Origin of the sequence: Mesorhizobium sp. M7A.F.Ca.CA.002.15.2.1 (genome assembly GCF_003998715.1) — a bacterium.
Taxonomy (GTDB): Bacteria; Pseudomonadota; Alphaproteobacteria; order Rhizobiales; family Rhizobiaceae; genus Mesorhizobium; species Mesorhizobium ciceri.
Map to the genome: position 1 here is coordinate 1 of NZ_RZPI01000691.1, position 2864 is coordinate 2864.

Annotated in this window: 3 protein-coding genes; all 3 read left to right on the plus strand. The window is 63.2% G+C overall.

All coding sequences use genetic code 11. The features are described from left to right. Window positions 1-843 (plus strand): glycerol-3-phosphate dehydrogenase (gene glpD / locus ENZ74_RS27640; RefSeq protein WP_127313140.1); only part of this gene is annotated, 843 nt, incomplete at its 5' end. 42 nt (window positions 844-885) lie between these two features. Then, window positions 886-1965 carry an ABC transporter ATP-binding protein gene (locus ENZ74_RS27645; protein WP_063167945.1) on the plus strand — a complete coding sequence of 360 codons (1080 nt, stop codon included), beginning with the start codon at window positions 886-888 and terminating at the stop codon, window positions 1963-1965. A gap of 10 nt (window positions 1966-1975) precedes the next feature. Next, window positions 1976-2864, plus strand: an 889-nt coding sequence (locus tag ENZ74_RS27650) for an ABC transporter ATP-binding protein (RefSeq protein ID WP_164761254.1), incomplete at its 3' end; no start/stop codon positions are given.

The window sequence follows — 2864 nt, forward strand, 5'->3', positions numbered from 1 at the left end:
GTGCACAATGTCCGCCTCGTGCAGGGCAGCCACATCGTCATCGCCAGGAAGTTCGACGATCCGCGCGCCTATTTCTTCCAGAACAGGGATGGTCGCATCATCTTCGCCATTCCCTACGAAGAAGAGTTCACCCTGATCGGCACCACGGACCAGGATTACCCCGGCGATCCGCATGACGTGAGGATCAGCGACACCGAGATCGACTACCTCTGCGCCGCGGCAAGCGAATATTTCGCTGAAGCCGTCAAGCGTTCGGACATCGTCTGGACCTATTCGGCCGTCCGTCCGCTCTATGATGACGGAGCCTCCAAGGCGCAGGAAGCGACGCGCGACTATGTGCTCAAGGCCGATGGCGGCGAGGGCGCCGCCCCGATCGTCAACGCCTTTGGCGGCAAGATCACCACCTATCGCCGGCTGTCGGAATCGATGCTGGAAAAGATCGAGGGTTTTCTGGGTAAACGCGGCAAGCCGTGGACGGCAAACGCGCCGTTGCCGGGCGGCGATTTCCCGGCCACCGGTTTCGATGCCGAAGTGGCGAAACTGAAGACCGCCTATCCGTTCCTCGACGCGCGCCTGGCTCGCCGGCTGACCCGGCTCTACGGCACCCGCGCAAGGATGCTGTTGGGGCTGGCCAAATCGAACGTCGATCTCGGCCGCAACTTCGGCGCCGATCTCTACGAGGCCGAGGTGCGCTATCTCGTTCAAAACGAATGGGCCGTCACATCGGAAGATGTATTGTGGCGCCGTACCAAGCGCGGTCTGCATCTCAGCCGCGAGCAGGTGGCGGCTCTCGATGAATTCATGCACGGCATAAGCCGGCGCCATGTCGCGGCTGCCGAATGAAGAGGGGTTTGAGCTGATGCGGAAGGCCTGGGAGGAGGCGTCATGCTGGAACTGAGAAACGTCACCAAGACGGTCGGTGCGGTCGCGCATATAAGCGATGTGTCGCTGACGCTCCAGCACGGCTCGCTCAATGTCCTGCTCGGACCGACGCTATCCGGCAAGACCAGCCTGATGCGGCTGATGGCCGGCCTCGACGTGCCGACCTCCGGTTCGATCTGGTTCGACGGCCAGAATGTCACCGGCGTGCCGGTGCAGAAGCGCAAGATCGCCATGGTCTACCAGCAGTTCATCAACTATCCGGCGATGACCGTCTATGAGAACATCGCCTCGCCGCTCAGGGTGGCGGGAACCGATCAGGCGAAGATCGACAAGGAAGTGCGCCATGCCGCAGCACTTCTCAAGCTGACGCCCTATCTCGACCGCACGCCGCTGAGCCTGTCCGGTGGCCAGCAGCAGCGCACCGCACTGGCGCGCGCCATCGTCAAGAACGCCAGCCTGGTGCTGCTCGACGAACCGCTCGCCAATCTCGACTACAAATTGCGCGAGGAACTGCGCGCCGAATTGCCCAGGATCTTCGCCGCCGCCGGCACCATCTTCGTCTACGCCACGACCGAGCCGCACGAAGCGCTGCTGCTCGGCGGCAACACGGCGACGCTTTCCGAAGGGCGCATCACCCAGTTCGGACCGACCATCGACGTGTTCCGCAAACCGGTCGATCTGGTGACGGCCAAGACTTTCGCCGACCCGCCGCTCAACACCATCGTGCTGGCCAAGAAAGGTGGGGATTTCCTGCTCGAGGGTGGGGTCAAACTGCCGGTGCCCGCCGATCTCGCCGGCATTGCCGATGCCATGTACACGGTCGGTTTTCAGCCGCATCACCTGTCGCTCGATCAGCCCAATGCCGCCGCTGTGCCGGTGCGCGCCAAGGTGACGATCACCGAGATCACCGGCTCGGAAAGCTTCATCCATCTCGATTTCGCGGACGCGCGCTGGGTCATGCTGACCCACGGCATCCGCGACTTCGAACCCGACGCCGAGGTCGAGGTGTTCATCGATCCGCGCCACATCATGGTCTTCGACGAGCACGGCCGTGCCGTGGCCGCGCCGAAGCTGGCGGCTTGAGGGGAAAGATATGGCACGCATAGACGTCAACCATGTCAGGCATTCCTATCTGCCGAACCCTCGGAAGGATGCCGATTTCGCGCTCAGGGAAGTGCACCACACCTTCGAGGACGGCGGCGCCTATGCGCTGCTCGGGCCATCGGGCTGCGGCAAGACCACGCTGCTCAACATCATTTCGGGATTGCTGCACCCGTCGCACGGTCAGTTGCTGTTCAACGGCAAGGACGTGACCAATTTGTCGACGCAGGAGCGCAATATCGCGCAGGTGTTCCAGTTCCCGGTCATCTACGACACCATGACCGTCTACGACAATCTGGCCTTCCCGCTGCGCAATCGCGGCGTGCCGGAAGCCGATGTCGACCGCAAGGTGCGCGAGACGCTGGAGATGATCGACCTGGCGTCCTGGGCGAAGAAGAAGGCGAGGGGCCTGACCGCCGACCAGAAGCAGAAGATCTCGCTCGGCCGCGGGCTGGTGCGCTCCGACGTCAACGCCATCCTGTTCGACGAGCCGCTGACCGTCATCGACCCGCATATGAAATGGGTGCTGCGCTCGCAGCTGAAGCAGCTGCACCGCCGCTTCGGCTACACCATGGTCTATGTGACCCACGACCAGACCGAGGCGCTGACCTTCGCCGACCAGGTCGTGGTCATGTATGACGGCGGCATCGTCCAGATCGGCACGCCAGCCGAACTGTTCGAACGGCCACGCCATACCTTTGTCGGTTATTTCATCGGCTCGCCCGGCATGAACGTCATGCCGGTGGCCATCGACGGCAAGACGGCGACGCTCGGCTCGCAGCGCATCGAACTGCCGGGCGCGCCAAAAGCGGGCAGCGGCGCCATCGAACTCGGCATCCGTCCCGAATATGTCCGGCTTGGCCGCGACGGCATGGCCGTGC